Source organism: Salmonella sp. 32120201201600049SM, assembly GCF_017572835.1.
In the GTDB taxonomy this organism is placed as follows: domain Bacteria; phylum Pseudomonadota; class Gammaproteobacteria; order Enterobacterales; family Enterobacteriaceae; genus Salmonella; species Salmonella enterica.
Genome location: NZ_JAGESA010000009.1, coordinates 89,254 through 115,008, shown reverse-complemented (window position 1 = coordinate 115,008; position 25,755 = coordinate 89,254). Strand labels below are relative to the sequence as shown.

Annotated in this window: 23 protein-coding genes and 1 pseudogene; 9 read left to right on the top strand and 15 right to left on the bottom strand. The window is 49.2% G+C overall.

Annotated features, from left to right (window positions below; translation table 11 throughout):
• Positions 1 to 166: 166 nt before the first annotated feature.
• Genes mdsA through mdsC form a run of 3 tightly spaced genes read left to right on the top strand, consistent with a single transcriptional unit; the run spans position 167 to position 6,031 of the window.
• Positions 167 to 1,393: a multidrug efflux RND transporter periplasmic adaptor subunit MdsA gene (mdsA, locus tag J4650_RS17305; protein WP_001254850.1), complete on the top strand. Its 1,227-nt coding sequence runs from the start codon at positions 167 to 169 to the stop codon at positions 1,391 to 1,393.
• Positions 1,390 to 4,557, top strand: a complete 3,168-nt coding sequence (mdsB, locus tag J4650_RS17300) for a multidrug efflux RND transporter permease subunit MdsB (protein ID WP_023993794.1) — start codon at positions 1,390 to 1,392, stop codon at positions 4,555 to 4,557. The genes mdsA and mdsB overlap by 4 nt, the downstream gene beginning before the upstream one ends.
• 16 nt (positions 4,558 to 4,573) lie before the next feature.
• Entirely contained in the window at positions 4,574 to 6,031 is a 1,458-nt protein-coding gene (mdsC, locus tag J4650_RS17295; RefSeq protein WP_023993795.1) for a multidrug efflux transporter outer membrane subunit MdsC, read from the top strand.
• A gap of 69 nt (positions 6,032 to 6,100) precedes the next feature.
• Here the strand turns inward: mdsC and J4650_RS17290 are convergent, their stop codons facing one another.
• The 9 genes and pseudogenes from J4650_RS17290 to J4650_RS17250 all read right to left on the bottom strand — a co-directional run bounded on the left by J4650_RS17290 (position 6,101) and on the right by J4650_RS17250 (position 12,849).
• The gene (locus tag J4650_RS17290) at positions 6,101 to 6,460 is read right to left on the bottom strand and encodes a DUF4156 domain-containing protein (RefSeq protein WP_000722978.1); all 360 of its coding nucleotides are present in this window, start codon (positions 6,458 to 6,460) and stop codon (positions 6,101 to 6,103) included.
• 57 nt (positions 6,461 to 6,517) lie between these two features.
• Complete coding sequence (locus tag J4650_RS17285; protein WP_000737125.1) at positions 6,518 to 6,742, bottom strand: membrane protein; 225 nt, start codon at positions 6,740 to 6,742, stop codon at positions 6,518 to 6,520.
• Positions 6,743 to 6,752: 10 nt separating this feature from the next.
• The gene (locus J4650_RS17280) at positions 6,753 to 7,394 is read right to left on the bottom strand and encodes a helix-turn-helix transcriptional regulator (RefSeq protein ID WP_000610824.1); all 642 of its coding nucleotides are present in this window, start codon (positions 7,392 to 7,394) and stop codon (positions 6,753 to 6,755) included.
• A gap of 143 nt (positions 7,395 to 7,537) precedes the next feature.
• Entirely contained in the window at positions 7,538 to 8,062 is a 525-nt protein-coding gene (locus J4650_RS17275) for an Ail/Lom family outer membrane beta-barrel protein (RefSeq protein ID WP_000830239.1), read from the bottom strand.
• Between the two features lie 401 nt (positions 8,063 to 8,463).
• On the bottom strand, positions 8,464 to 8,952 hold the full coding sequence (locus tag J4650_RS17270; protein WP_000545415.1) for a hypothetical protein: 489 nt from the start codon (positions 8,950 to 8,952) through the stop codon (positions 8,464 to 8,466).
• Positions 8,925 to 9,668 carry a hypothetical protein gene (locus tag J4650_RS17265; protein ID WP_023993796.1) on the bottom strand — a complete coding sequence of 248 codons (744 nt, stop codon included), beginning with the start codon at positions 9,666 to 9,668 and terminating at the stop codon, positions 8,925 to 8,927. The genes J4650_RS17270 and J4650_RS17265 overlap by 28 nt, the downstream gene beginning before the upstream one ends.
• 99 nt (positions 9,669 to 9,767) lie before the next feature.
• A complete protein-coding gene (locus J4650_RS17260) occupies positions 9,768 to 11,342 on the bottom strand; it encodes an EAL domain-containing protein (RefSeq protein ID WP_023994371.1) in 1,575 nt (524 codons plus the stop codon).
• Between the two features lie 499 nt (positions 11,343 to 11,841).
• Positions 11,842 to 12,142: pseudogene (locus J4650_RS17255) on the bottom strand (hypothetical protein).
• On the bottom strand, positions 12,115 to 12,849 hold the full coding sequence (locus tag J4650_RS17250) for a membrane protein (RefSeq protein WP_001005866.1): 735 nt from the start codon (positions 12,847 to 12,849) through the stop codon (positions 12,115 to 12,117). Before J4650_RS17250 ends, J4650_RS17255 begins: the two are co-directional and overlap by 28 nt.
• A gap of 663 nt (positions 12,850 to 13,512) precedes the next feature.
• Here J4650_RS17250 and J4650_RS17245 point away from each other — a divergent pair.
• The 5 genes from J4650_RS17245 to stbE all read left to right on the top strand — a co-directional run bounded on the left by J4650_RS17245 (position 13,513) and on the right by stbE (position 19,471).
• On the top strand, positions 13,513 to 14,049 hold the full coding sequence (locus J4650_RS17245) for a fimbrial protein (protein ID WP_000062035.1): 537 nt from the start codon (positions 13,513 to 13,515) through the stop codon (positions 14,047 to 14,049).
• Positions 14,050 to 14,110: 61 nt separating this feature from the next.
• Entirely contained in the window at positions 14,111 to 14,872 is a 762-nt protein-coding gene (gene stbB / locus J4650_RS17240; protein ID WP_000781492.1) for a fimbrial biogenesis chaperone StbB, read from the top strand.
• On the top strand, positions 14,856 to 17,417 hold the full coding sequence (locus J4650_RS17235) for a fimbrial outer membrane usher protein (protein ID WP_023993800.1): 2,562 nt from the start codon (positions 14,856 to 14,858) through the stop codon (positions 17,415 to 17,417). The genes stbB and J4650_RS17235 overlap by 17 nt, the downstream gene beginning before the upstream one ends.
• Before the next feature lie 4 nt (positions 17,418 to 17,421).
• Positions 17,422 to 18,747 carry a fimbrial usher protein StbD gene (gene stbD, locus J4650_RS17230; RefSeq protein ID WP_023993801.1) on the top strand — a complete coding sequence of 442 codons (1,326 nt, stop codon included), beginning with the start codon at positions 17,422 to 17,424 and terminating at the stop codon, positions 18,745 to 18,747.
• The gene (stbE, locus tag J4650_RS17225) at positions 18,713 to 19,471 is read left to right on the top strand and encodes a fimbrial biogenesis chaperone StbE (protein ID WP_023993802.1); all 759 of its coding nucleotides are present in this window, start codon (positions 18,713 to 18,715) and stop codon (positions 19,469 to 19,471) included. The genes stbD and stbE overlap by 35 nt, the downstream gene beginning before the upstream one ends.
• A 46-nt stretch (positions 19,472 to 19,517) precedes the next feature.
• Here stbE and J4650_RS17220 read toward each other — a convergent pair whose 3' ends face one another.
• Complete coding sequence (locus J4650_RS17220; RefSeq protein WP_023993803.1) at positions 19,518 to 19,916, bottom strand: hypothetical protein; 399 nt, start codon at positions 19,914 to 19,916, stop codon at positions 19,518 to 19,520.
• Positions 19,917 to 20,606: 690 nt separating this feature from the next.
• Here J4650_RS17220 and J4650_RS17215 point away from each other — a divergent pair.
• Complete coding sequence (locus J4650_RS17215; RefSeq protein WP_001675688.1) at positions 20,607 to 20,879, top strand: hypothetical protein; 273 nt, start codon at positions 20,607 to 20,609, stop codon at positions 20,877 to 20,879.
• Here J4650_RS17215 and J4650_RS17210 read toward each other — a convergent pair.
• The 5 genes from J4650_RS17210 to leuC are packed head-to-tail and all read right to left on the bottom strand — an operon-like array spanning position 20,824 to position 25,679.
• Complete coding sequence (locus J4650_RS17210; protein WP_023993804.1) at positions 20,824 to 21,789, bottom strand: LysR family transcriptional regulator; 966 nt, start codon at positions 21,787 to 21,789, stop codon at positions 20,824 to 20,826. The genes J4650_RS17215 and J4650_RS17210 overlap by 56 nt on opposite strands.
• A 33-nt stretch (positions 21,790 to 21,822) precedes the next feature.
• A complete protein-coding gene (locus J4650_RS17205) occupies positions 21,823 to 22,737 on the bottom strand; it encodes an alpha/beta hydrolase (RefSeq protein ID WP_000105592.1) in 915 nt (304 codons plus the stop codon).
• Entirely contained in the window at positions 22,737 to 23,615 is an 879-nt protein-coding gene (locus J4650_RS17200; RefSeq protein WP_000780210.1) for a fumarylacetoacetate hydrolase family protein, read from the bottom strand. Before J4650_RS17200 ends, J4650_RS17205 begins: the two co-directional genes overlap by 1 nt.
• A 14-nt stretch (positions 23,616 to 23,629) precedes the next feature.
• A complete protein-coding gene (leuD, locus tag J4650_RS17195) occupies positions 23,630 to 24,256 on the bottom strand; it encodes a 3-isopropylmalate dehydratase small subunit (RefSeq protein WP_000379339.1) in 627 nt (208 codons plus the stop codon).
• A 1-nt stretch (position 24,257) separates the two neighbouring features.
• Complete coding sequence (leuC, locus tag J4650_RS17190; RefSeq protein ID WP_001274861.1) at positions 24,258 to 25,679, bottom strand: 3-isopropylmalate dehydratase large subunit; 1,422 nt, start codon at positions 25,677 to 25,679, stop codon at positions 24,258 to 24,260.
• Positions 25,680 to 25,755 lie beyond the last annotated feature (76 nt).

The following is a 25,755-nucleotide window of genomic DNA, read 5'->3' as shown; positions in this document are numbered from 1 at the left end:
TAAAAGAGGATGATGCGAGACATTTACGCCACGATGCCGACCCACGCCCCGAAAAAACCCGTCAGGAGCGCTTGACCTTTCCTTCGTTGTAACGCCTAGCCTTTGCCAAAAATTCTGCGGCAGCGTTGCGGAATGGCCGACACGCTGCGGTAAAGAGGGAAACGACATGCGTAGAACATTCAAAATTATGTTGATAGCCGGCGTCATCGCCGCCATCGGGGGCGTGATTTACATGGCCGGCGAAGCACTATGGGATAAAGACAACGCCGTCGGCCCCCCGGCCAGCGCGCCGCCTCCACCGTCGGTACCGGTTGCTAAAGCCCTTAGCCGTACACTCGCGCCTACGGCGGAATTCACCGGTTTTCTGGCCGCGCCGGAGACCGTGGAGCTGCGTTCGCGCGTGGGAGGAACCCTTGACGCCGTCAGCGTTCCGGAAGGACGTCTGGTAAGCCGCGGACAACTGCTGTTCCAGATCGATCCGCGCCCGTTCGAGGTCGCCCTCGACACCGCCGTCGCGCAATTACGTCAGGCTGAAGTACTGGCCCGCCAGGCGCAGGCGGATTTCGATCGCATTCAACGACTGGTCGCCAGCGGCGCCGTATCACGTAAAAACGCTGACGATGTCACCGCCACGCGTAATGCGCGACAGGCGCAGATGCAATCGGCCAAAGCCGCCGTCGCCGCAGCGCGCCTTGAACTCTCCTGGACCCGTATTACCGCGCCCATTGCCGGACGCGTTGACCGCATACTGGTGACCCGGGGCAACCTGGTCAGCGGCGGCGTAGCGGGTAACGCCACGCTTTTGACGACTATCGTGTCTCACAATCCCATGTATGTGTATTTCGATATTGACGAAGCCACCTGGCTGAAGGCGTTACGGCATACCCGCTCCGACAAAAATCCACCGGTAGTCAACATGGGGTTAACCACCGATAACGGGCTGCCTTATCAGGGCGTACTCGACTTTATGGGCAATCAGATGAACCGCAGCACCGGCACTATCCGGGCGCGCGCCGTGATTCCTGACCCCGACGGAATGCTTTCTCCCGGCCTGTTTGCCCGAATCAGTTTGCCCATCGGCGAGCCGCGGGAAACCGTGCTGATTGACGATCTGGCGGTGAGCGCCGATCAGGGCAAAAACTATGTGCTGATCGTCGGCAAGGAGAATCAGGTGGAGTATCGTCCGGTTGAGCTGGGACAAATGGTCGATGGACTCCGCGTCGTTACACAGGGAGTACAGCCGGGAGAAAAAATCATCCTCAAGGGGCTGGTGCGTCCTGGCATGACCGTTGCGCCGCGTCTGGTGCCGATGCGGCAGAATATGCCCGAGAAACAGACCGCGACATTGACTAAAGCGGACGGCGACAGCGCGTCGAAGGCGGTGCGCCAATGAAATTCACCCACTTTTTCATCGCACGGCCCATCTTCGCCATCGTCCTGTCGCTGTTAATGCTGCTGGCTGGCGCTATCGCCTTTTTAAAACTGCCGCTGAGTGAATATCCGGCCGTTACGCCGCCCACGGTACAGGTTAGCGCCAGCTACCCCGGCGCTAACCCGCAAGTGATTGCCGATACGGTAGCCGCGCCGCTGGAACAGGTGATCAACGGCGTTGACGGCATGTTGTATATGAATACCCAGATGGCCATTGATGGTCGCATGGTTATCTCTATCGCCTTCGAACAGGGAACCGATCCTGATATGGCGCAAATTCAGGTGCAAAACCGGGTATCCCGCGCGCTGCCTCGCCTGCCCGAAGAAGTCCAGCGAATTGGCGTTGTAACGGAGAAAACGTCCCCCGATATGTTGATGGTGGTTCATCTTGTCTCGCCGCAAAAACGCTATGACTCGCTTTACCTGTCTAACTTCGCCATCCGGCAGGTTCGCGACGAACTGGCCCGTTTACCCGGCGTCGGCGATGTTCTCGTCTGGGGCGCGGGCGAGTACGCCATGCGCGTCTGGCTGGACCCGGCGAAAATCGCCAACCGCGGTCTTACCGCCAGTGATATCGTTACGGCGTTGCGGGAACAAAACGTACAGGTCGCCGCCGGTTCCGTCGGGCAACAGCCGGAGGCCTCCGCCGCTTTTCAGATGACGGTAAACACGCTGGGCCGCCTGACCAGCGAAGAACAGTTCGGCGAGATTGTGGTAAAAATCGGCGCTGACGGCGAGGTGACGCGTCTGCGTGATGTCGCCCGCGTCACGCTGGGCGCAGATGCCTATACGCTGCGCAGTTTACTGAATGGCGAAGCGGCGCCAGCGTTACAGATTATTCAAAGTCCGGGCGCCAATGCGATTGACGTTTCTAACGCGATTCGCGGCAAAATGGATGAGTTGCAGCAAAACTTCCCGCAGGATATCGAATACCGGATTGCCTATGATCCTACGGTCTTCGTGCGCGCATCGCTACAATCGGTGGCGATTACGTTGCTGGAAGCCCTCGTGCTGGTCGTCCTTGTCGTGGTGATGTTCCTGCAAACCTGGCGGGCGTCCATTATTCCTCTGGTGGCGGTTCCCGTTTCGCTGGTCGGCACCTTTGCCTTGATGCACCTGTTTGGCTTTTCGCTGAATACGCTTTCGCTGTTTGGTTTGGTCCTGTCGATAGGTATCGTTGTCGATGACGCCATCGTTGTGGTCGAAAACGTGGAACGGCATATCTCGCAGGGCAAAAGTCCCGGAGAGGCGGCAAAGAAGGCGATGGATGAAGTCACTGGTCCCATTCTTTCTATTACCTCGGTGCTAACGGCGGTCTTTATCCCTTCCGCATTCCTGGCGGGCCTGCAGGGTGAGTTTTATCGTCAGTTCGCGTTGACCATCGCTATTTCGACCATCCTTTCGGCCATTAACTCGCTGACGCTCTCCCCTGCGCTGGCTGCCATTTTGCTAAGACCGCACCACGATACTGCGAAGGCTGACTGGCTAACGCGGTTGATGGGCACGGTCACTGGCGGTTTTTTCCATCGCTTTAACCGTTTCTTCGACAGCGCGTCGAACCGCTATGTTAGCGCCGTCCGTCGGGCCGTGCGCGGCAGCGTCATTGTGATGGTGCTCTATGCTGGCTTTGTGGGGCTGACCTGGCTTGGCTTCCATCAGGTGCCGAACGGGTTTGTGCCTGCGCAGGATAAATACTATCTCGTCGGCATCGCCCAGCTCCCAAGCGGCGCATCGTTGGATCGCACAGAGGCGGTCGTGAAACAGATGTCCGCTATCGCGCTGGCGGAACCCGGCGTTGAAAGCGTCGTCGTCTTCCCCGGTCTGTCGGTTAACGGCCCGGTAAATGTGCCAAATTCGGCGCTGATGTTCGCCATGCTGAAACCCTTTGACGAGCGTGAAGATCCTTCGCTTTCCGCTAACGCTATCGCCGGAAAGCTAATGCACAAATTTAGCCACATTCCCGACGGATTTATTGGCATCTTCCCGCCACCGCCGGTTCCAGGGCTTGGCGCGACGGGCGGCTTTAAATTGCAGATTGAAGATCGTGCGGAACTGGGATTTGAAGCGATGACAAAGGTGCAAAGCGAGATTATGTCTAAGGCGATGCAGACGCCCGAACTGGCCAATATGCTGGCCAGTTTCCAGACAAACGCCCCGCAATTACAGGTGGATATCGACCGGGTAAAGGCGAAATCAATGGGGGTATCGCTCACCGACATCTTTGAAACGTTGCAAATTAACCTCGGCTCGCTTTACGTCAACGATTTCAACCGATTTGGCCGTACCTGGCGGGTGATGGCGCAGGCCGATGCGCCATTCCGTATGCAACAAGAGGATATCGGCCTGCTTAAAGTCCGCAATGCGAAGGGCGAGATGATCCCGCTTAGCGCTTTCGTCACGATTATGCGCCAGTCGGGGCCGGACAGAATCATCCATTACAACGGCTTCCCCTCGGTAGATATTAGCGGTGGACCGGCTCCGGGCTTCTCCTCCGGACAGGCGACGGACGCAATTGAAAAGATCGTGCGTGAAACGTTACCGGAAGGGATGGTCTTCGAATGGACCGATCTGGTTTATCAGGAAAAACAGGCCGGCAATTCTGCGCTTGCTATCTTTGCGCTGGCGGTGCTGTTGGCCTTCCTGATCCTGGCGGCGCAGTACAACAGTTGGTCGCTGCCCTTTGCCGTCCTGCTTATTGCGCCTATGTCATTACTCTCAGCCATTGTCGGCGTGTGGGTATCTGGCGGAGATAACAATATCTTTACGCAGATTGGTTTCGTGGTGCTGGTCGGCCTGGCGGCCAAGAACGCCATTTTGATTGTCGAGTTTGCCCGCGCCAAAGAACACGACGGCGCAGACCCGCTGACCGCCGTACTGGAAGCGTCCCGCCTGCGTCTGCGTCCTATCCTGATGACCTCATTCGCCTTTATCGCAGGCGTAGTACCGCTGGTACTCGCGACGGGTGCCGGCGCGGAAATGCGACATGCGATGGGCATCGCCGTGTTTGCCGGCATGTTGGGCGTCACGCTCTTCGGCCTGTTATTGACGCCTGTGTTTTACGTGGTGGTTCGCAGGATGGCATTAAAGCGTGAGAACCGCGTTGATTCACATGATCAGCAAGCATAATGATGGGAATGGCATAATGAAGATCACTTTTACAGGCTATCGGCAGACCGCCACGCTGGCGACGCTTGCTTTCGTCACCACGCTTGCTGGCTGTACGATGGCGCCGAAGCACGAACGCCCCACATCGCCGACTGCGGTGGTCTATCCCTACGCAACGTCAACCGTTTCTGGCGCGCCGGATGCCGCTGACATTGGCTGGCGTGATTTCTTCCACGATCCGCTTCTACAGGAACTGATCGCGATCGCGTTACGCAATAATCGGGATTTACGCAAGGCAGGGCTCAATGTTGAAGCCGCCCGGGCGTTATACCGTATTCAGCGCGCGGAGATGCTGCCGACGCTCGGCATCGCCACCGCCATGGACGCCGGTCGCACTCCCGCCGATCTCAGCGTCATGGACGAGTCTGAGATTAACCGACGCTACGAGGCGGCTGGGGCGACGACGGCCTGGGAACTGGATCTCTGGGGGCGAGTGCGAAGCCTTAGCGACCAGGCATTAGCCGCCTATATGGCGCTTGATGAGACGTACATTGCGGCGCGAATGAGCCTGGTTTCCGAAGTCGCCAGCGCCTGGCTGACGCTACGGGCTGACCGGGAGCTGCTGCGCTTAACCGAAGATACGCTGGCCGCGCAAAAAAGTTCATACACATTGACAACCCAGCTTGCCCGGACAGGCAACGCCACACAGCTCGATCTGCGTATGGCGGAGATCGCGCTGCGTTCTGCCGAAATCAATCGCGCGGCGTATACGCGACAGTTGGCGCGGGATCGTAACGCGCTTGAATTGCTGTTGGGCCAGCCGCTCACGCCTGAACTGTCGCGTCGACTAAACGAGGCGGTCACGCTTACGGAAGGCGCGATCCCGACCACATTGCCAGGCGGATTACCGTCAGATCTGCTGGTACGCCGCCCGGATATTCGCGCCGCCGAGTACAGGCTGCGTGGCGCAAACGCCCGGATAGGCGCAGCGCGCGCCGCCTTCTTCCCGACCATCAGCCTGACAGGCGCGGCGGGAACGGCCAGCGCGTCTCTTAGCGGACTCTTTGAACCGGGATCGGGAAGCTGGCGTTTTCTACCGCAAATCACCTTGCCTCTCTTTCACGGCGGCGCATTACGCGCTGACCTGGATAGGGCGCATGTCCAAAAACAGATTGAAATCGCCAGGTATGAAAACGTTATTCAGCAAGCCTTTCGCGACGTGGCGGATGGTCTGGCGGGACAGCGTACGCTGAATGACCAGGTGCAATCAGAACAACGCGCGGTTGAAGCCAGCCAAATCGCCTATGAGCTGGCCGGACTCCGTTTTCAGGAAGGCGTCGATGACTACCTTACGCTGCTTGATACCCATCGTATGCTTTATGGCGCGCAACAGCGCCTGGTACGCACACGGCTCATGCAACAGCTGAATATCATTAATCTGTATAAAGCATTAGGCGGCGGTTGGCGGGAATACAGCGAGAAAAAGCAAGGTTAGCCCAAATAGCGCCCGCGTCGCCAGTGCGGCGCGCGCGCTAAACAGGCATATATTGCCTGCAAAATAAGGTTAACGAGGGCAACGATAAACGTTCCCGCTTAACGTGACATTGGTTTGTTTGCTTGAGCCCGAACCGTGCCATGAACTTCCTGTCTGGCCTGCACGCTGGGTTAACAGGACTACCGTATTGCCGCCCATTTTATAAGCTTTGTTTTTCAGATCGTTACGGGCACCCGTTTCCAGGTTACTGTTGGAAGTCCAGCCACCGGTAAAGAAATTCCCCTGGCTGCCCGTGATATCTCCTAAGTAGCTGCATTCCTTACCTGGCTCGCTGGTCATCACCCGTACCTGTTCAGCGCCATAATTCAGCGAATTAGCGCTACATGCGGTTAAAGCCAAGCCGACGAAACATACTAAGATCTTTTTCATACTAATACCTGGTCTATTAATCATTAAATAATAACGCGTTCTTGCTTCTGAACGCCGTCAAGGAACTATATTTAAGATGTAACGAATGTCTTTCATTTGCTGAAGAAAAGTCTCTGTCATGATGCTATCATGTATGCTTGAGGTTATTTCTTGTTCAGTTTTTTCAATATGCTCTCTGAGCCTTATTTTTGTTTTTTCGTCAAGCGCCGAGATAAGTATCTTAATGGCAAGCAGCAAAGTAGGATTGATGCTTTCACACTCTCTCATCGTTAACTTTTTCATCTTGTTTACTTCAAGCCTGATCGGCGTTTTTGTCTACACGGCAAATTTTAGATGCGAAGATATGGCGACTTCTTTGGTAAATAAATAGCAAATGGAAAAAGCGCTTGAAGCCATATTTACGACAGATACGCAATCTATGAATGTACAAAGTCTTACGACTCATGCCATAGCTACTGGCGATCTGACTCATCGACTTTTTATATAAAAAGTGCCATAACAACTCCTCCTCCTTTTTTGTCAACGGCGCAAGTTCACCGACCGCTACATCGTTTGCACAAGCGTATTTAATGAAATGCTCAATAAAAACAGGCTTTGCCAAATCGGGATCGATATCAGGATCTCTATCGCAGCCATGTGGATAAAGTTTTCCAATATCTCTGCGCGTGAGCCAGATTCGACGAGCATGTGGATAATGCTGCATGAGCGCCTTAAAACCTTTCCAGACCCCCTGAATCAAAACTCGTCCATCAATAATAATTATGATATCTTCGCTAGCTGATATCTGACACGAATTATATTCTCCATTGAGTGGGAACATAAAGCACTTCCCATCTTCAAAGAGTGAAGCGATGCCTAAATAAGTATAATAATCATCCGTTAAAACTATACCTATCGTTTTTAACGGAAGTTGTTCCGATAGTGAATTTATCATAATTTCATCAATAGAATAACGCTACGGTGAGTGTTTTATCTTCCTCTTAAGATTACCTGAGCGCTCATAACCATCCCTATTCTGTAGCAGCGCCATATTATTTTTAATTCCTTGCCATAAACGTAACGCTTATACTTTTAATGTCAGAAGCGATAACCTACGCTGACACCAAATGTATTGGTATCCACAGCGAAGAAACGACTGGCTTCCCATGATGCATCGATAGATATACTCTTAACTGGATTAAATATTACGCCAGCGCCGTAGGCAAAGGACTCTTCTTTTGAGTGTTTATTAAATTTCATCGTCGCTATACCCGCATTGCCGTACAGGCTCACATAGTCATTAAAACGATATGTTGGTCCAAACATCAAAGAACCATAGTCCACAGAATCGGAACCATTTTTATGCAATTTCCCCTCTTTCCAGGTGTAGTTCTCCATTTCATTGCGCGTCGCGGTGAATGAGCCTAACATCCCCCAGGTCTCATTAAACTCGTAACGATATTTAAAATTAAAGCCTCGCAGATCTTTGCTATCGCTATTTTTCAATGAACTGAGATGAGTTTGTGCATAACCAAACGATACGGTGTGCTGATCGTTAGCCAAAGCTAAAGGTGACGCTAATAATAAACCTAAAAAAACAAGGAACGAAGACCGTCTTTTCATTAAAACCACTCCATTTTTGATATATAATTAAGGCGGTACCGGAACTTATGGCACACAAATAGCATTTAGATTAAGAGCACCTAATGCGCTTATTACCAGTCATGCCAACTGCGGAGGTAATATACCCTGATATATTCGATAATGGATATGAAATCAGTCTTACAGAGTTCTTACTTTTTTATTAATAGCGGATTCATAGTTGCTTCAGACCCGATCCTGGCATCGCATCCGTCAGGCGGGCTGCGAGAGGTTATCAGCGAGTATCAGTTACCGCCATGAAGAGTAAAAAACCCATAACTCATTGTTTTTAATGCTCTTTAACTGGTGTTCGAGTTAACCTTTACCCTTGCGGAGGGCAATTTCGCAACTCGCTTTCTGACGCATTCAGACAACATTCAGATCTACTGCGCGGTACAAACGTTATAAAGCTGCCGATTAAGAGAATAAAAAAAGGTTTTCTCACCCACTTTAGATATTCGAATCTCATTAGCCGCTTCCGGATGCAGAACCCGTAAATATGATAACAGATCGCCAGCCGTGTCCGTGGCAAAGACTTTTACCTGGGATACTTCGAACGTATAAACACCAGGCGCTGTTCGATGTAAATTTTTCATATATACGTCCCGGTATAATATTTTTACACCGTTATCTTTTGTTTTTATTTCATATTGAAGCGTAATTCTCTTCATCTTAAAATCAAGAACAAGATTGCCATCGGCATGGATATCTTTAGGTTGTATCGTCGTTACCGTTCTTGTCGTACATAAAAATTCATTAGTATTAATAGAACTATGGTTACTGTTTCGTACCCAAACTACCATCAGTACGACTGAAACAGCCAGCATACCAAGCGTCGCCACGCTTAATAACGTTCTTTTATGGAAATGCATTTCGGCTCCGCTATATCAAGTTGGTTAAGACACTGGACAAAAATATTTGTATTAGGAACGCGAATGTAATAAATGATTTTTCCGTTTTGTTTATGTATTTCATTACTCATCTCAGAGTACGCTTCAACGATATCCGTCAGATGGGTTTTATCATGCCCGACACTATAAAAAGTGTATCCATTATACGAACCCTGGAGGGTAAAGTAATCAATATTTTCACCCTTAACTTTATACATCATAAAAAACATCAGAAGCGCGGCCAGGCAAAAGTAGAGCCAATCTTTTTTATTCACAGCGCCCGGTATTGGGGTAATAATAGTATCATCGTGCCGCACTTCAACCGTCGATACTTCTGTTTCAGCAACAGCAGGCAACGGCGTATTTTGCGCCTCATCACTCAACGGTTCAATGGAAACTGAGAGTAAAACACCCACGCGAGGGCGAGTCACAACAGACGCCCCCTTAAGACCAATTTTATCAAATGACCCTCGTAGCTGGTTAATCAATTTATAATAACTGGCATCAGAGACCACGACACCTTTGCGCCCCCAGACATAGTTAATTAAATCATCTTTTTTAAAAAGGCCTTCATAAAAAGCGATAAGCAAACTGCGTTCCGATTCAGATATCGTTATCGACTCTCCGGCGCAGGAAAGCGTCATTCGTTCACAATCAAGAATAACCCTTTTGTCAATCAGATAATTGTTCTGACTCATAAAAATATCCGCCCCAGTGCTATCACGTTTCTTCACGGCATAAACATATTACCAGGATATATCGTGCTATTGAATTTTTTTCCGTAGCGAGTTCCTGCATTATTCAGCCACCAGGCCGCTCGCGGATCCGCTTTCCCCCTTGAGCAAACCATTTTGCCGCTGGGCTGACTTGCCAAGCCAACTCATAAAGTCATTAGTCCCCATCGGCCTGGCATAAAGAAATCCCTGAACGAATCCTACCCCGTGGCTTAAGATGTAACGCAATTGGTGCTGGGTACTGACCCCTTCGGCAACCACATTGAGTCCCAGTCGCTGACTCAGCGTAATGATAGTATCCAGGACAGGAACATCATCGCTGCTGGTATCAATGGTATCGATAAACGTTCTGTCTATTTTAAGAGAGTCTACAGGTAATTGCTGGAGATAGGAGAGGGAGCAATAGCCGGTCCCAAAATCATCAATCGCTATTAACACGCCTTTTTCACGGAGCGTTGAAAGTTTTTCTGCGACCTGTGAAGGTTCTACAATCAGGCTACGTTCGGTGAGCTCCAACATAAGCGTTATCGTTCCCAAACGAGTCCTGAGCGCCTCTATATCTTGTATAAAACCGTCATCCATAAGATGCGCAGGCGATATATTTACGCTGATATAGAAATCATCCGGTACAGTCCAGTTTATCACGTCATGAGCAATCAGTTCGAACAGATGACGAGAGAGTGGAATAATCATGCCTTCATTTTCTGCGGCGGTAATAAAAATATCGGGAGTTATAAAACGGCCATCCGGTTGCGGCCAGCGCATTAGCGCCTCCACGCCGCCGCAACTACCGTGTTTAACATTAAAAACAGGTTGATAATGTACCGTAAATTCATTGTGCGTTATTCCCCTGGCAATCTCCCGGGCCAGAGATAAGCGTTTTAAATACCAGCGCCTGTAGAACAACATCATCCCTACAGAAAGACATAATGACAGCGGAATAAAAATAAAAAGGTTTTGTAACCAGTATGCCGATAACGTTGAGAAAGGGGTTCGCACCATCAGCTGGATAGTGTGATCGGTTGAGGTGAACCGCTGCGTTAAAAACGCCTTACCGCGCAACTTCGCAGCGCTGGTAATCGCCTCTCCTGCGCCGAATGTCAGGCTAAAGGCTGATGCTCTTTCTGCAGCCAATATCTCCATGAGCTCCTGGACATACTGCGAATCCACAATGACGAAAGCCGCTTTATCCGCTGCTACTTTTTTCACATACACCACAACAAGGCGATCGGGTCCTTCGGCCATACTACCGATAGATCGCAACCACCGTTCCGGATAAGAAGCAGGTAAAGAAAGCCCTGCCAGCCGGGAAAAATGATAGCGTTCGGTTCCTGTGACAAAGGAGCAAGTGATATCGCCATTTTCCAGAAACCCAATGTCACGGACATAAGGAGTGAAGGCCCGCGTTCTGGACAGTTCTTTCAGCGTGTCAGTGCAAGAACTCTCAGCCAGTCTGGCGGCTTTTCCGGCGACTTGCCAGGAGGCGGCAGATATATCCGCGCTAAACCGCAGCAGCGTATTGGCGCTGACGGCGATATCTCGTTTTAGCTGGAAGATACCCGCGAGTAACCCCACCAATATCATTACGATCAGTGGAACGGCAATAAACAACATCAGAAATAGCTTTCTTACTTTCAAATCATTGCCCTCTTACCGGCCTTCCTTTTGCCACTGTACGCTTTTATAGGATAACTAAAGTAACATTAATATAGAAAAGCAATATTGAGAGATAGGTTATACGTTCTTAATGATAGCAAGATGGCACTCCCTGTGCCGAAAATAGACAAGAAAATATCAATACCCAACAGGTGCAGGATACTATCGTTAGAATAAGCGATAGCAGATATCTAAATTCAATATGTTAGCCTGATACCAGGTTCGCTGCCTGATGAGGCATAAATCACGGAACGAATTCCCATCAATACAGGGATTATTGGCTACAACTCAACGTTACTACTGGTGGTACACACATTATACAAATGCCGATTAAGCGAAAACATGTAGGTGTTTTTCCCAATTTTGATAATCTTTAGCTCATTAATCGTACCGGGTTGTAACAACCTCAACCAGGAAAATAAATCGCCAGCAGTATCAGACTCAAAGGTCTTAACTGAATTGACTTTAAAAGTAAATGTTTTCATACCCGTTCTGCGCAGTTTGCTGATGCAGATGTCACGAAAAAAAAGCCGCTTCTCTTTCGTATCGGTAGTAACATCGTAGTGTAGGGTAATCCTGCCGGATTTAAGATCCAGCACAAGTCCACCATCCATGTACAATTTTCGTGGTTCAATATACGCTTCTGATTTTGTCGTGCATATAAGATTATTGGTTCTATAAGAGTCACGATTTACCCACTCAAGCGCTATTACCGATCCGATTGCGACAATGGCGATAAATATTACAAATATAATCAGTAACGTTCTTTTACTGTAATACATTTTGGCACCGCCATTTCAACAGGATTTAAGCATTGCAGAAAAATATTCATATTTGGCTCCCTGATATAATAAAGATGGCGTCCATTTTGCCGGTAAATTTTAATTTTCAGAGAGTTAAAAGCAAAAACTACTTCACTTAATGTGACCTTATCCTCTTTTGTTTTATAGATTGCATAATCGTTATATTCGCCAAGATATGTAAAAAAACTATCAGGGCTGTTACGAACAGGCGCTTTATATATAGTAAATACACCATAGAGCAATGCCAGAAGAATGGCTCCTGTTAATACCACAAATACGCTGTGACGTTTAATTTTGTAAAATATGTTCTCCCGAGTCGGGGTGCCTTTAACGTTTTCATCACTCACCTTTAGGGAGGTGATTTTTTTTATAGGTTCAATGGCAACAGACAGCGACACCCCCACCCGAGGACGAGTTACGATGTCAGATGACTGTAGACCGATGCTACTAAAATCATTTCTCATTTGATTAATGAGTTTATAGTAACTTGATTCTGAGACGCAGCCTCCACGATTTTCCCAAACAAAATGAATAATATCTTCTTTTTTGTAAAGACCATGCCAAAAAGCAAGAAGCAGATGGGTCTCAGCTTCTGATATTCTGATTATCTCATTACCATGCGATAAGGTCATCTTCGTACTATCAAATACAACACGCTTATCAAGTAAAAATATGCTTTCATTCATGACAATCCTAAAGGTAACTGCATCCATCATTCAGACGACATATTATCATGCTCAAAAAAGAATTCAGCCCCCTAATTAACCTGAGTTTAACTTATAAGTCTCACTTATAGTAAACAATAATTGACACAAGTATTACCTGCACATTACAAATCAAACAGTTATAGGTAAATCTGAACACTTTTCTTTACCTTAACGCAAACTCAGGAAACTTCTGAAAGGCCAAAAGTAAGAAAAAAGTAAGACTAATTATACTGTTTCAGAAGCACATTTCAGAAAATTTACCTTAATCTCACCATCGTATTATCCATCGGGAGGTTTAACTGATACGGATTTTACATAGCAAAAATGTGCAGGTTTGTATTGCAACATAGTCTATCTATTCAGACGCGGAGAGAATTGTTATCGGATTACACTCAATCAAATGATAACACTATCAGTTGTACTAATGAGATGTATGGACGAAAGCGCTTATCGCTCTATTTCATGATAAGAGAAATAAGTCTGTTTGTTTTATATCGCATTATCAATAGTCAGGAGGGTATAGCTCACATCCAAAAATAGAGTTAATGATCGTTATTTTTACCACTCCTCCATAAGCACGAAACATTCGGGCGAATTGCACTCGTCCTGAAAAAGTAAAGATTAATACAGGAACATTATCATATGTCTATGAAAAAATATTTAGCAATGATCACAGGCTCACTTCTTGTCTCCAGCAGCGCGATGGCTGTTTCTGATAACACCATCACCTTTCAAGGGGAAGTCTCTGATGAAACATGCTCTGTCGTGATTAATGGTAATCAGGCTAAACCCGTCGTGTTATTACCAACAGTAAGTACTAAAGATTTATCAGAACAAGGGAAAACCGCGGGGCCAATAACGTTTGATATTGGGCTGTCCGGATGTACCGGCTCTCAGGACAAAACAACAAAAATTTCCACTGTCTTTGTCGGTAATCAGGTCACCAGTAACGGTAACCTGGGTAATACTGGCAGCGCGAAAAATGTTGAAGTCCAATTACTCGACACCTCAGGGGAGCCAATCAATCTGACCGGCGGCTTTACTGGCGACGGCGACCTACAGCTGGAACCAAATGCTTCTGAAGCGAGCGCGACTTATACCGCGCGGTATTACTCTACCGGGAAAGCAGAGGCTGGGACAGTCGCTGCCACCCTACAATACGCCGTTTCGTATAAATAATCGTCGCTACGGTCTGGCGTTGAAACGCCAGACCATTTTCAATCGCCAGGGAGTTGTTGAGATGAAAATGGATACCCGACATTCCGCATTATATTACTTAATAGTTTTTCTATTGCTGGCCCTACCCGCCACAGCATCGTGGGCGAGCGTTACTATTTTGGGTAGCCGAATAATTTACCCATCAACAGCCTCCTCCGTAGATGTGCAGTTAAAAAATAATGATGCAATACCTTATATCGTACAAACCTGGTTTGACGATGGCGATATGAATACCAGCCCGGAAAATAGCAGCGCGATGCCGTTCATTGCCACGCCGCCGGTATTTCGTATTCAACCCAAAGCAGGCCAGGTGGTACGCGTAATTTATAACAACACGAAAAAATTGCCGCAGGATCGTGAGTCAGTATTCTGGTTTAACGTATTACAGGTACCACCAACGAATATTGGCAGCGACAGCGGACAAAATAAAATGTTGGTGATGCTGCGCTCAAGAATAAAACTTTTCTATCGTCCTGACGGGCTAGGTAAACCTGATAATCTGGCGAAAAAACTACAGATTAAAACGGTAAATAAGGGTTCCGGAAAAAGCGGTATTGTTATTGTTAATCCGCAGCCCTGGTTTGCCTCTTTAAGTAACCTGAATGTAAAAGTGAACGGCGCTTCGTATAACCTGGATGCTGACATGATTGCCCCTTTCTCCAGTCAAACCTGGTGGCTGCCGGGCAAACGGTCACTCAAATCCTTCTCCGGTACAGTCACCGTTACTTTGGTTAACGACCTGGGCGCAAGGATAAGCGAGAGCTACGATGTCCCCCACCATTAATTTGAACCGCAAAAGCCTTGCGCTATTGATCGCCATAGTTTGCTCAGGCTCCGCGCAAGGTGAAGAGTATTATTTTGATCCTGCGCTACTTCAGGGGGCCACTTACGGACAAAATATTGCCCGTTTTAATGAACGGCAAACGCCTTCCGGAGACTATCTTGCCGACGTTTACGTTAATGGCACGCTGGTAACCTCGAGCACTAATATTCGATTTAATGCTGTAAAAGAGGGTCAACAGACTGAACCCTGCCTGCCCTTATCGGTGATGAAAGCGGCACAAATAAAATCACTCCCCGCGACCGACGCTGCGACCGAGTGCCGCCCGCTCAGGGAGTGGGTACCTCATGCCGGCTGGCAATTTGATAGCGCCACGCTTCGCCTGTTGCTGACGATTCCAATGACCGAACTTACGCACAAACCGCGCGGTTATATCTCCCCTTCAGAGTGGGATAGCGGCGCGCTGGCGCTGTTTTTACGCCATAACACAAACTGGACCCACACCGAAAATACCGACAGCCATTATCGCTACCAATACTTATGGAGCGGTTTAAACATGGGCGTTAACCTCGGACTTTGGCAGGTCCGTCATCAAAGTAATCTGCGCTATGCCAATAGCAACCAGAGCGGAAGCGCCTGGCGCTATAATAGCGTTCGAACCTGGGTGCAAAGACCTGTCTCGTCTATTAACAGTATCCTGTCGCTGGGCGATAGCTATACGGACTCCAGCTTATTCGGCAGTCTGTCTTTTAACGGGGCTAAGCTTGTCACCGACGAGCGGATGCGCCCGCAGGGCAAACGCGGTTATGCGCCGGAAGTTCGGGGCGTAGCGGCCAGTAGCGCGCACGTGGTAGTAAAACAACTGGGGAAAGTGATTTATGAAACCAACGTTCCGCCGGGCCCATTTTATATTGACGATCTGTACAACACCCGTTATCAAGGCGATCTGGAGGTAGAGGTTATCGAGGCCAGCGGTAAAACCTCACGTTTCACCGTGCCTTATTCTTCCGTGCCGGATTCGGTTCGCCCCGGTAACTGGCACTATTCGCTGGCCTTCGGCAGGGTTCGTCAGTACTACGATATTGAAAATCGTTTCTTTGAGGGAACGTTCCAGCACGGCGTTAATAACACCATTACCCTCAACCTCGGTTCACGAATTGCGCAGCGTTACCAGGCATGGCTGGCGGGCGGTGTCTGGGCCACCGGTATGGGCGCGTTCGGCCTTAACGCCACCTGGTCGAATGCGCGCGCAGAGCATAACGATCGCCAGCAAGGCTGGCGCGCGGAACTCAGTTACAGCAAAACGTTTACCACCGGCACTAACCTGGTGCTGGCGGCTTATCGTTATTCAACCAACGGCTTTCGCGATCTTCAGGACGTGCTCGGCGTACGCCGGGAAGCAAAAACGGGGATTGATTACTACTCCGACACGCTGCATCAGCGCAATCGCCTGTCCGCGACGGTAAGCCAGCCGTTAGGACGGCTTGGCACGCTTAACCTCAGCGCCAGCACCGCAGACTACTACAATAACCAATCGCGTATAACACAGCTACAAATGGGGTATAGCAACCAGTGGCGGAATATAAGCTACGGGGTGAATATCGCACGACAGCGCACCACCTGGGATTACGATCGCTTTTATCACGGCGTTAACGAACCACTGGACGTGAGTAGCCGACAAAAATATACCGAAACCACAATGTCGTTTAATGTCTCTATACCGCTGGATTGGGGCGAAAACAGAACGTCTGTCGCCATGAATTATAACCAGTCCAGTCAAAGCCGTTCCTCAACCGTATCCATGACCGGCAGTAGCGGTGAAAACAGCGACCTGTCATGGTCGGTTTATGGCGGCTACGAGCGTTATCGCAATAGTAATAGCGATAGCAGCGCGCCAACGACGTTTGGCGGTAATCTACAACAAAACACCCGGTTTGGCGCACTTCGCGCCAACTATGACCAGGGTGATAACTATCGTCAGGAAGGACTGGGCGCGTCCGGCACCCTGGTACTCCACCCTGGCGGTCTGACGGCTGGCCCCTATACCAGCGATACCTTTGCGCTTATTCATGCCGATGGCGCGCAGGGCGCGATCGTACAAAATGGCCAGGGCGCTGTGGTTGATCGCTTTGGTTACGCCATTCTGCCTTCGTTATCTCCTTACCGCGTCAATAACGTTACGCTCGATACCCGTAAGATGCGCAGCGATGCCGAACTGACGGGAGGAAGTCAGCAGATTGTGCCCTATGCCGGCGCCATCGCGCGTGTCAATTTCGCCACTATCAGCGGCAAAGCGGTGCTGATCTCCGTGAAGATGCCGGATGGCGGCATACCGCCAATGGGCGCTGATGTTTTCAACGGTGAAGGCACAAACATCGGCATGGTCGGCCAGAGTGGGCAGATTTATGCCCGTATCGCCCATCCGTCGGGTTCTCTACTGGTGCGCTGGGGAACAGGGGCAAACCAGCGTTGCCGGGTTGCCTACCAACTCGATCTTCACACCAAAGAACCGTTTCTCTATCTGAACAAAATCTGCGAGAAGGAATAGCACAATGCTTTTTAATTTCCGAACGCTATTGTTTATCACCAGCCTGTTCGTCAGCGCCGGAACATGGTCGTCATGTATCAAAGTCACCGATAAGAGCGCGCTCTCTGACGCGGCGATAAAAGCGGGCTACACGGCGCAAAACTGGATCGGCGCACTTGACACGAATACGGGTAATATCGGTTTGCCAACGGTGATTAGCGTCAGTAATAGTGAAACATTTCAACCCTCCGGCACACTATTGGCCAGTGGGATCGGTAACTTCCTGACGGCCGCCACCGGCACGCCCTATTCCAGTAAACAGGTACTTTACCGCTGCGATACCGCCGATGCCGGGAAACTCTATGAGATGTATTCGACAAATGGCGATAGCGCTTTTGCGGGGGCATTTTTTACTCCCGAAGTAGAAGGCGCTTATTATGATGTGGAGCGTAATGTTGCTGTCCGTATGACAAACCTCAGTACCGGCGAATATTACAGCCGTTTCTGGAAAGAACGCCAACTTACCGCAGACAGTTGGTTTCAGGATGACAAATATATTTATATTCCTGCCAGCGCGTTTAGCAACGTGCTATATGAGATGTTTAAAATTGACTCAAGAAAATATTTTGCCTACCAGAATCCAATGGACCGAGATACCTGGACGCAGCCTCGGGGTTATATCGCGTTTAAAGGCCCAGGCTTGATTACCGAGCGGATCAAAGCGGGACTGGATCATGCCAGCGATTATTATGGCTGGCCCAGCTATTGGCCCGGGGCATGGAGTACATATAATAGCGTCACCTATGTTCGCGGCGCGTTATGTAAAATCACAGATTATCCTGCGATCGTGAAAATTCCCCCTGTCGCCGTCGGCATATTAGCCGCCGGAGGCAATAGTCAGGCGCCTTTCCATGTCAGCCTGGAATGTGAGTCCGGCGCCGTGTCCAGTGCCCTACCGTCCACCAGCGCCGCTAATGTCGCAATGGGGTTTGTCGTTAATCAACCCACCGCCGTGGCGGCGGCGCGTCGCCTGGGGCTAACCACATCCGCAGGCGGTCTGTCGTGGCTACTGGACACCCATTATGGCGAACCTGGCGTAGCTTCCGGAGTGGGTATCCGCATCTATAACGATGCCGGTACGCCGATTAACCTGTTACCCGATCGGATCAAGACAGGCACTGGCAACGCCCGAGGCTGGTATGGCTATAAAGATTTAACCACACGGGTATCATCCGGTTCAGTAGAAACCTACAGCGGTGATTTTACTGCCTCGCTTGAGGCGATCGGCGGACAAACAGTAACGGCAGGAAGCGTGAATGCGCAATTACAGGCAGTGGTTAGTTTTCAGTAAAGTCATATTAACGCTACTTGGGTTGACGGGATGGTATGGCCCGGTACAAGCCGCCGTTAATATTGACAGAACCCGAATTATTTTTGCTTCAGATGAGGTCGCTCAATCGTTGACATTATCCAACGATAATACAACGCCGATGCTGTTACAGGTATGGACCGACGCCGGAAACATTGACGCCTCTCCGGATAATAGCAAAACGCCGCTGGTGGCGCTGCCGCCGGTATTTAAAATGCAGCCAGGAGAACTGAGAACGCTTCGCCTGCTCCTGAGTTCCCGCCAGCAGCTGGCAACGGACCGGGAGAGTCTCTTCTGGCTAAACATTTATCAGATACCGCCAGTCACCCAGGACATTAAAAACCACCCGCGAAAACTGGTATTACCGCTTCGTTTGCGGCTAAAAATTTTAATTCGCCCGACCGGATTAAAAGCGCCAACGGAAGCGGAGGAGAAAAAATTACGCTTTATTGCTAAAGAGAATACTATACGGATAGTTAACCCCACCTCGTGGTATATGAGTTTAACGTTAACGACGGATGACAGGAAAAGTATCGGCGATATCATGGTTGCGCCGAAAACAGCACGTGATGTGCCGCTAACACGCTCGCCAACGCCGGGAGCATCGATAAATTATGCAGTAATCAATGACTCCGGGAACTGGCGACAATATACCGCCATACTGGAAAAATATATTAGTGAGAGTGATTTTACTCCTGAGTTTTGATGGGAAATATTCAGGGATGCGATCGTATCCCTGAGACAAGTCAGACTCAGCATGTACCATTGTCAAAAATAGTATTAAGCTGATATTTTACTTTTTGCACGGCATCTTTGTTCTGTTGAGTTCCCTTCTCCTCAACAGACATATCCCATACGTTTTCATTATCTGACTCAGTTAATGTGTAGAACGTATTATTATTACGCATCATATAACCACGAAAATTATTTTCGATGCCCGTTGTCACAGGCTTAGCAACCCCTGAAATAACAGATTCCGTCTCTTTATTGAAAAGCTGATATTGAATATTTGCGCAGTTTAAATCACAGGGAGAACATTTAAGATTTAAAACAAGCAGTATCGTGTTATTTTCAAAAACAAGGGCATAATGATTGCTGGCAGATGAACATAACGGGAATAGCGCGAGAAGGAGGATTATTATCAATTTCATATAGTTATATAGACTCCATCAAAGAAAACTTTCATTTCACGCCCCTGAGAATAGCGAAAGGCATACCATGCAGAACGAATGCTTTCCGAGCTGACGTCCTCATAGACATTTATATCATGCTCAGCAAGTATGCGAGAAAGAAAATGAGAAGATTGTTATGACAGAAAAGGTTGTAACGATAACAGGAACAATACCTATTTCATATTCATTTAATTAATAATATTAATTTTCTATTTCATCTTTGGTGATACCCCCAATGGATTTTCCGCCTATAATGCTGCACAGGTAGCTACTTCTCTTTTGCTGTGAGAAAACATTACATTGGTATAACTAATGAGAATGAGCAGAGGCATTAAGTCACGTAATATTGCGTTTCCTCTGTTAAGGCTTTTGTGTGAAAAGAGCATTACTTTTAGTCAGTTAGGTAGCATTACATAAGCATAACTAAATTTGAGAAAACCTCGAAAAATCAGCATATTGAATTGATGGATGGTATTGTTTTTTAAAGAATTTTAATTACCAACCTGCGATAATACGCTTAAGATGAACACATATCTATTGAGCTAAAGTAGTCGCTCAATCAATCTGATTGTTATGGAGTGAGTGTGTGATACTTACAATGCCATCCAGCCGATACCAATAGAATTCTCAACCTCCGATAATCGTCACCCAAAAATCAGGAGATAAAATATGACGTTAAAACCAGGTGAGAAATCCGGTAATAATGGAGGTATCTATGTGGAGGTTGGGCCGCGTGGTGGGATAAAAGATAACTTCGCCACGATAGCGGAAACAAAACCGCGCCACCAACGCAACGCCCTAAAAGCTACTGGGTGCTGGCAAAAAGAACACCTAACAGTAAACGTAAGTCAGAGCATCTGGCGCCACGACAGTTGGCGCCGACTGATCACAGTACGCCCGGTGCTTTACCGCCTGGCAAGCATTGTGCAAGATGCTCCGTGAGGAAATCGATGCAGATTTTGATACGATCAGAACTTGATGAACGCCGGGTATATACAGCCCAGATATTCGCTTCCTGATACCACTGAGGCAACACGCGAACCAGCTCACCTCGTTCAATATACTGCGCAACATCCCATTCCGACCGCAATGTAATGCCATGGCCTTTCAGGGCCCAAATAAGCACCACACTGCCGCTGTTGGAAGAATGAAAACCGTTTAGTCGGCAATGTGTCTGCTGCTTACCGTCCGTTAATATCCAATTGCCAAATGCCGAGTTTTTTTCCTGAATCATTAGGCAATCGTGCTGCACAAGCGCACTAACAGACTCTGGCTTGCCGTGGCGTTCGAGGTATTCAGGGGAAGCACACAGGACCCGTCGATTAGTGGCTAACTGCCGTGCGATATACAATTCGTTGATATCATCCCCAACGCGAATTTCAATATCGATCCCCTCTTCCACCAGATCCACTTCACGATCCGTTAGCGTGAGTTTTACCGTAATATCAGGATAGGCGATCATAAATGACGACAGCGCCTCTGCGACATATTTATGCCCAAAACCAAATGAGCAGTTGATGGTGATATTACCAGCCAACACACCACGTTGATTATCCAAACGACTGACAAAGCCATCCATTTCACTGACGACCTGCATAGCCCCACACAGCGCATTTTCGCCTTCCGGTGTGAGACGCATCACTCTGTTATTTCGAAAAAAAAGCCGGGCGTTGAGACATTTTTCAAGGATAGCGATACGTTTGCTGATATAGGAGGGAGATAACCCCAGCTCCAGCGCTGCCCGGGCAAATCCACCGTTGCGAGCAACGGTGACAAAAACGAAAAGATCTTCAACAGAAGGCCAGCCCTCAAGGGGCTGGCGATGTTTTTTTCCTACAGGTGTCGTTTTCATAGCATCAGTGCGAAGTTGCAAAGGATGACCGAGTTATAACACTGAATGTAAAAAGGACTGAAGTTTCTGGATAAAGTACTCAGGACACTCTTCCTGCGGAGAGTGTCCGCAAGGCAATGCTTCCCCCTGAACGTTTAGCGCCTTTTCTTTCCAGGTACCAACCACATCATATAGTTGCCCTACCGTTCCCAGCCCTCCCCACAGCAACTGTAACGGACACCGGATACGCGCCGACGTATCTGCGGCATCATCGTCCAAATCAATCGTCGCAGCAGCCCGGTAGTCCTCACAGATCGCGTGGATCATCTCAGGGTTCTGGTAACAGCGCAGGTATTCATTGAATGCTTCCTGCGAGGTCGCGCCCTCTATTTTTAGCTGGCCAGAAATATGCTTACGCAGAAAAAATGCCGGATCGTGCGCAATCATCGTTTCGGGTAACGGGAAAGGTTGAATCAGGAAAAACCACCAAAAGTAACGCGTAGCAAAGGATTTATCGGTCAAGGCGTACATCGTCGCGGTTGGAGCAATGTCGATAAAAGTACAACAGGTCACACGATCCGGATAATCCAGCGCGAGCCTGTGTCCTACGCGTCCGCCACGATCATGCCCTACAAAGGCAAAACGGGAAAAGCCGAGCGCATCCATTAACATGACGATATCCTGCGCCATGGTGCGCTTTGAATAGGTACGGTGCGCCGGATCGCTCGTTGGTTTATCGCTGTCGCCATAGCCACGCAAATCCGGCAAAATGACTGTATGATTTTGCGCCAATGTCGGTGCGACTTTCCGCCATGTTGTATGATTCTGCGGATGCCCATGTAGCAGTACCAAAGGTGAACCGCTGCCTCCGATAGCCACTCTTACCGTCAGACCATTTTCCAGACGAACATCCTTGAGCGCAAACCCCGGAATAAACGGAGAGGCGCCGCATTCAATCAGTGTACTCATCACTTTCTCCCGTCATGCCAGCTAACAGATGATGTTAAATAACGGCTATCCCGGACGACATTGCGCAGGGTTCCAATATGTTCAATCTCAACTTCAATAACATCACCATCGTGTAAAAACAGCGGTGGAACGCGTTTTTTGCCCACTCCACCAGGCGACCCTGTGAGGATCGTGTCGCCTGGGGAAAGCAGAGTAAAGGTGCTTATATAAGCAATGAGTGAAGCGATAGGATGGATCATATTTGCCGTAGATTCGTTCTGCACCTCCCGCCCGTTTAGTCGTGTCAGTAAACGTAGCATCTGGGGATCGGGAATGTCGTCTGTGGTCACCAGACACGGACCGAATGATCCTGTCGAAGGCCAGTTTTTTCCAGCCGTAAACCAGCTATGCTGCCAGTCCCTCACTGAACCATCCATATAGCAGCTGTATCCGGCGACATAATCTAAAGCATCCTCAGCGCTGACCCGGGAGCATCGCCGCCCAATCACTACGGCTAATTCACCTTCGTAGTCGAACTCATTGGTATTTTCAGGCTTCAGCAGCAGGCCATTATGCCCGGTCTGAGAATCCGCAAAGCGGACAAAAAGGGTTGGGGCCGGGTTGGTTTCATTAAACTCAATACGCTTATCGGCATAATTCATTCCGACACAGATGATCTTCTGCGGATCGTCAATCACCGGCAGAAAAGTGACTTCCTGGTAGTAATAATCCGCCGGCTCATCACACCATAACGCCGCATCCGTCAGCGCATTAGCGCACAGGAGAGATTTCAAAGTGGGATATTTGTCGCCAAGCCGCTGCGAGAGATCAATTATTCCGGTTTCCTGCATAATGCCGTAGCGTTTGCCACCGTTCACAAGATATTGAACCAGTTTCATTGCAGTCTTCTTCCTTAACCGCGCGGGGATGCAGGGCGTTTTAACCACGGCCGCCGTGAATAATGCGCAACCTCAAAATTTTCAATCTCCGGCAAGTATTGCAATGTCCAGGCTATCGCATCTTCGCCTGCGGCCAGCATCGCCCGTTTGAGTTCACTGATCACAAAGGAGATCGTTTCCTCTGCCGTCGTAATTTCGCAGCGATCGAGTGAAACAGTGATAGAATTGGTATCAGCACTCGCGGCAAGCTGCGCCAGGCGCGCCAAAGCAGGTTCATCTAATGAGACCGTGAGGATCCCGTTGCGTTGGCAGTTATCATCGAAAATGCCTGCAAATGTGCTACCTATCAGCCCCCGTACTCCCAGTTGTTTTAATCCCCATACGGCGTGTTCACGACTCGATCCACAGCCAAAATTGGGGCCAACCAGCAGGAATGTCGCGCTCTGCCAGCCCGGCATGTTCAGAATAAAATCAGGATTTGGTTGGCCGCCAGCCATAAAGCGACGATCGAAAAACCCCCCTTTATCCAGCCCCTGGCGATCGATCCCTTTCAGGAACTGTTTTGGCATAATCACATCAGTGTCGATATTCGGTTCCAGCATCGGCGCAATTCGCCCGCTGATTTGCTTAAACGTATCCATCTTATTCCCCTGCCTGAAGTAATGACCGAACATCGACCAGATGCCCCGCTACCGCCGCCGCCGCAACCATCGCCGGGCTCATCAAATGCGTTCTTGCTCCAGCGCCCTGTCGTCCAGGGAAATTACGGTTCGTACCTGATGCACAGCGATCGCCGGGCGACAACACATCTTCATTCATCGCAAGGCACATTGAGCAACCCGACTGCCGCCATTCAAAACCGGCAGCAATAAAGATTTTCGCCAGTCCTTCTTCTTCCGCCTGGCGTCTTACCATTGTTGAACCAGGCACAATGATCCCGCGAACATGGCTGGCGATTTTGCGCCCTTCAAGCACCTTCGCAACGGCACGCAAATCCTCAATGCGACCATTTGTGCATGAACCAATAAAAGCGTGAGAGATACGAATATCTTTCAGCAACATGCCAGCCGTTAATCCCATGTAATGAAGGGCCTTCTCAAGCGCCAGGCGCTTAAGCGGATTGGTTTCCTGTTCCGGGAAAGGGACACGTCCGGTGATGGAACCTGTTTGATCCGGACTGATTCCCCAGGTGACTTTAGGCTCAAGATCATGGCAGTTGATCGCCACCGTCTTATCAAATACCGCATCAGCATCGCTGCTCAACTGTGACCATTCCAGCAATGCCTGCTGCCAGAGTTCACCTACAGGCATTTGCGGTTTACCGTAGATATAGTCAAAAACCTTTTTATCCGGCGCAATAATGGCACCACGCGCCCCCGCTTCTACCGCCATGTTGCAGAGCGTCATTCGTCCTTCAACGCTCAACGCGCTGATGGCCTCACCCACAAATTCAATGGCATATCCGGTCGCGCCATCAGCGCCAATACGTTCAAGCAATTCAAGAACAATATCTTTTGCGGAACAGGCGAAAGGTAGCTCTCCCTGAACACTTACGCGCATGGTTTTGAGCTTGCGGTAAACCAGCGTCTGCGTGGCCAGCAGATGTTCAATTTCCGACGTCCCGATACCAAAGCCCAGCGCGCCAAATGCACCATAGGTTGTCGTGTGACTATCCCCGGCGGCGATCACCATGCCAGGCATCACTAGCCCTTGTTCATGAGCAACCACGTGTTCAATCCCCTGACGCGGATCCAGCACATCAAATAATGTGATGCCAAAGTCAGCGGCATTTTCCCGAAAGTAATCAACCTGTAGCTGTCCTCCCGGATCGGTCATTAAGACATCCCGTTGCGACCGCGTGGGATTAACATGGTCAATATTCAATAAAAACGTGTCGGGGTGCCGAACGGTGCGACCGCGTTCTCTTAACCCGCTAAATGCCTGCGGGCTGGTATATTCATTCAGTATTGAACGATCAATATAAAGTAAAACATGTCCTTCGTTATCAAGTTCACGAATGGTATGTGACTCAACTAATTTTTCATACAGCGTTTTAGCAGACATATATATTCCTGGAGCAACGAATATCCGGGTAGCCAAATATTCACAGTTTAAGCTTTTAGCTATAGTGACACATTAA

Excerpts from the sequence above, each read along its gene's own strand:
- J4650_RS17275 (WP_000830239.1), bottom strand. The coding sequence starts at position 8,062 with ATGAAAAGACGGTCTTCGTTCCTTGTTTTTTTAGGTTTATTATTAGCG.
- stbE (WP_023993802.1), top strand. The coding sequence starts at position 18,713 with ATGCGCAATTACAGGCAGTGGTTAGTTTTCAGTAAAGTCATATTAACG.
- J4650_RS17210 (WP_023993804.1), bottom strand. The coding sequence starts at position 21,789 with ATGAAAACGACACCTGTAGGAAAAAAACATCGCCAGCCCCTTGAGGGC.
- stbD (WP_023993801.1), top strand. The coding sequence starts at position 17,422 with ATGCTTTTTAATTTCCGAACGCTATTGTTTATCACCAGCCTGTTCGTC.
- J4650_RS17265 (WP_023993796.1), bottom strand. The coding sequence starts at position 9,668 with ATGAGTCAGAACAATTATCTGATTGACAAAAGGGTTATTCTTGATTGT.
- J4650_RS17220 (WP_023993803.1), bottom strand. The coding sequence starts at position 19,916 with ATGAAATTGATAATAATCCTCCTTCTCGCGCTATTCCCGTTATGTTCA.
- J4650_RS17215 (WP_001675688.1), top strand. The coding sequence starts at position 20,607 with ATGACGTTAAAACCAGGTGAGAAATCCGGTAATAATGGAGGTATCTAT.
- leuC (WP_001274861.1), bottom strand. The coding sequence starts at position 25,679 with ATGTCTGCTAAAACGCTGTATGAAAAATTAGTTGAGTCACATACCATT.
- J4650_RS17235 (WP_023993800.1), top strand. The coding sequence starts at position 14,856 with ATGTCCCCCACCATTAATTTGAACCGCAAAAGCCTTGCGCTATTGATC.
- J4650_RS17250 (WP_001005866.1), bottom strand. The coding sequence starts at position 12,849 with ATGAATGAAAGCATATTTTTACTTGATAAGCGTGTTGTATTTGATAGT.
- J4650_RS17290 (WP_000722978.1), bottom strand. The coding sequence starts at position 6,460 with ATGAAAAAGATCTTAGTATGTTTCGTCGGCTTGGCTTTAACCGCATGT.
- J4650_RS17200 (WP_000780210.1), bottom strand. The coding sequence starts at position 23,615 with ATGAAACTGGTTCAATATCTTGTGAACGGTGGCAAACGCTACGGCATT.
- mdsB (WP_023993794.1), top strand. The coding sequence starts at position 1,390 with ATGAAATTCACCCACTTTTTCATCGCACGGCCCATCTTCGCCATCGTC.
- J4650_RS17285 (WP_000737125.1), bottom strand. The coding sequence starts at position 6,742 with ATGAAAAAGTTAACGATGAGAGAGTGTGAAAGCATCAATCCTACTTTG.
- J4650_RS17245 (WP_000062035.1), top strand. The coding sequence starts at position 13,513 with ATGTCTATGAAAAAATATTTAGCAATGATCACAGGCTCACTTCTTGTC.
- mdsA (WP_001254850.1), top strand. The coding sequence starts at position 167 with ATGCGTAGAACATTCAAAATTATGTTGATAGCCGGCGTCATCGCCGCC.
- J4650_RS17280 (WP_000610824.1), bottom strand. The coding sequence starts at position 7,394 with ATGATAAATTCACTATCGGAACAACTTCCGTTAAAAACGATAGGTATA.
- leuD (WP_000379339.1), bottom strand. The coding sequence starts at position 24,256 with ATGGATACGTTTAAGCAAATCAGCGGGCGAATTGCGCCGATGCTGGAA.
- mdsC (WP_023993795.1), top strand. The coding sequence starts at position 4,574 with ATGAAGATCACTTTTACAGGCTATCGGCAGACCGCCACGCTGGCGACG.
- J4650_RS17205 (WP_000105592.1), bottom strand. The coding sequence starts at position 22,737 with ATGAGTACACTGATTGAATGCGGCGCCTCTCCGTTTATTCCGGGGTTT.
- stbB (WP_000781492.1), top strand. The coding sequence starts at position 14,111 with ATGAAAATGGATACCCGACATTCCGCATTATATTACTTAATAGTTTTT.
- J4650_RS17270 (WP_000545415.1), bottom strand. The coding sequence starts at position 8,952 with ATGCATTTCCATAAAAGAACGTTATTAAGCGTGGCGACGCTTGGTATG.